The sequence below is a fragment of the Megasphaera sp. AF13-6AC genome, from assembly GCF_027685385.1.
Classification (GTDB): Bacteria; Bacillota; Negativicutes; order Veillonellales; family Megasphaeraceae; genus Megasphaera; species Megasphaera micronuciformis.
In genome coordinates this window covers 1-2500 of record NZ_JAQCUN010000161.1, presented here as the reverse complement: position 1 = coordinate 2500, position 2500 = coordinate 1, and the positions used below count along the sequence as shown (strand labels likewise).

Sequence of the window (2500 nt, the reverse complement as noted above, 5' to 3'; positions counted from 1 at the left end):
AAGAATTTTTCGACGGCCATTTTACAAGATGTAACAGGCACGAATTCCGTACCCGTCGATTCACGAATCGACTTTGCTTTAAACATGAGCGGTACGAGTGATAACCTCGTTGCCGAAGGATCCGTTCAACTTACGGGCGGTACCTTAAACGGCGTCCCCTTTACAGATGCCTTTGCCCTCTTTAACGTTAAAAACGGCGTTATTTCACTGAACCAGGCCTCTTTGACCCGTTCTCCTTACAAGGCAACGGTAGCAGGGACGATTCCTCTGGCTGCCCTGAGAGATGATGTTTCGGACGGACCTATTCATGTAGAATTGCGTCTTGATAATGCAGGCCTTGACGGCCTGGCCTTCCTGACGCCTTGGGTGGAAGAAGCCAAGGGCGCTATGACGGGGCGTATTGTCGTAGGCGGTACGGTACAGAATCCTCAACTTAACGGAGCCGTGACGGTACGAAACGGATATGCTAAATTGAAGGGCATATCCAATCCGTTGGACAGTGTAAACGGCGACCTCATCTTTAACGGCAATTCGGCTACCTTGGAAAGTCACGGCACGATGGATAAGAAGGGAAAGGGAGACAAAGGTTATTATGATATTAAGGGTAAGGCGGTATGGGAAGGTACGACGCTTACCGATTACAGTCTTACTGTAGGGGCCCACGGGTTGGCTCTTGATTGTGACTACTACAAAGGACCTGTCGATGGAGAATTGACCGTGTCAAAAGACGGGGATTTGCCTCTCATAAGCGGGAATATAGATGTACACGATGCGACTATCGATATTCCTTTGGCACTGGTTATGTCCGATTCGGATACGAATGCGGCCCTCGATATAACCGTCAAGGCCGGTGACAAGGTTCGTTTCTATAATTCGGGACTGTACGATGTGTGGGTAACCGGTGATGCAACCTTTAAGGGCACCGTGAAGTCTCCTTATGCTACGGGCCACTTCGACGTAACACGCGGCAGCGTACGTTATTTGGATACACGTTTCCAAATCATTCAAGGTCGGGCGGAATTTAAGGGTACCTCCTTTATTCCTTACATAAACCTGTCGGCTAATACGCGCGTCGGTCAATACGCGATTTTCTTAAACCTCACGGGACCGGCGGATGATATGGAGATGAACTTCCAATCGGATCCGCCCTTATCACGGACACAAATTATTTCTCTCGTTACGTTGCGCAATGCGGATAAGCATGACAGCTCTTTAAATAGTGATGATATGAACTCCCTTCTCGGTAGCGGTATTCGCTTTACCCTAAACAGTCTGGGTGTTACGCAGAAATTGGAAGACGCCTTGTCTCTTGATATGTTGACCGTTACGACGGGAAATCTCGATCTTTCGGCTCACGATTCGGGAGATGATAAAAACTACTATAATATTGAAATGGGTAAATATTTATTTAACAATTTCATGTTAACTGCCGCCTTCGGTCTTAATCACAATGACAATCGTGTCGGCATGCAGTATAATTTGGGAAGCAGATTCAGTGTAGATGCATGGCGTTCTCCTAAGAATGCATATGTAGGCGGCAGCTGGAGATACAGTTTTTAGAGAATGCCGCTCATATAAGGAGGAGTTATATTGCTCCGTTCGTATTTGGAAGAATTGCAAAAAATTACATTATTGAAGCCTGACGAAGAAAAAAGGCTTTGGATGGCGTATAAGGATGAAGGCTGCATGGACAGTAGAAGCCGCCTTATCGAGCAATATCAGCCCTTAGTCTTTCGGGAAGCTTTACATTGGCACGTAGGCGAAGAATACATGGCCGATGTTTTGCAAGAAGGGAATCTGGGACTCATTGAAGCCGTTGAACGGTATGACTATAAGTTGGGCGTAGCCTTTTCCGTCTATGCCGTTCACCGTATTCGCGGGGAAATTGTCGATTGGTTGAAAAAAGAAGGCAAGTCAGCCAATGTGTCTATGGATGAACCGGATGAAAACGGATTGACCTTGGGTGATATGCTGTCTGATAACAGTGAGGATTTGGGCGATTGTACGAATAGACAGTTGCTTTTAGAACAAGTGGGCACCTTTATGGCCCGTCTTCCCGAGAAGGAACAGTTCATTATGGAAGCCATTTACTTGAAGGACAGACAACCCAAGACGGTGGCTGCCGATTTGGACGTGAGCCTTCCTTATGTGTATCGTTTGCAAAAGAGAGGCGTGCGGCGTATTCGAGGCATGTTCGGCCGATGGATGAAGAAAAATAAATAATTTCAGACAAATAAGGGTGAAAAACAAAGGGATACACAGAAAAATAGTGATATTTCCTCTGTTTTACGGTATAATCGGAGTAATACTTTGACCCTTTTAGACGGATTCTATATGCATCCGAAAGGGGGGATGTCGTATGAAGCAAGCCGACCGGGACAAGGCGGAGCGGGTTCGTTCGGCCAAGGTCTGGTTAGATAAGGCGGAAGAATCATTTCGCAGCAGTTCGGATGTACAAGGGGAATTGAGCCTTCTTTTGGCTGAAGCGGAAATGAAAAAT

Annotated in this window: 2 protein-coding genes; both read left to right on the top strand. The window is 46.6% G+C overall.

Going from position 1 to position 2500, the window contains the following annotated elements:
• Positions 1-1560: translocation/assembly module TamB domain-containing protein (locus tag PGX78_RS07550; protein WP_270446267.1), on the top strand; the 1560-nt coding region annotated here is incomplete at its 5' end.
• Positions 1561-1590: 30 nt separating this feature from the next.
• Positions 1591-2223: a sigma-70 family RNA polymerase sigma factor gene (locus PGX78_RS07545; protein ID WP_333524007.1), complete on the top strand. Its 633-nt coding sequence runs from the start codon at positions 1591-1593 to the stop codon at positions 2221-2223.
• Positions 2224-2500 lie beyond the last annotated feature (277 nt).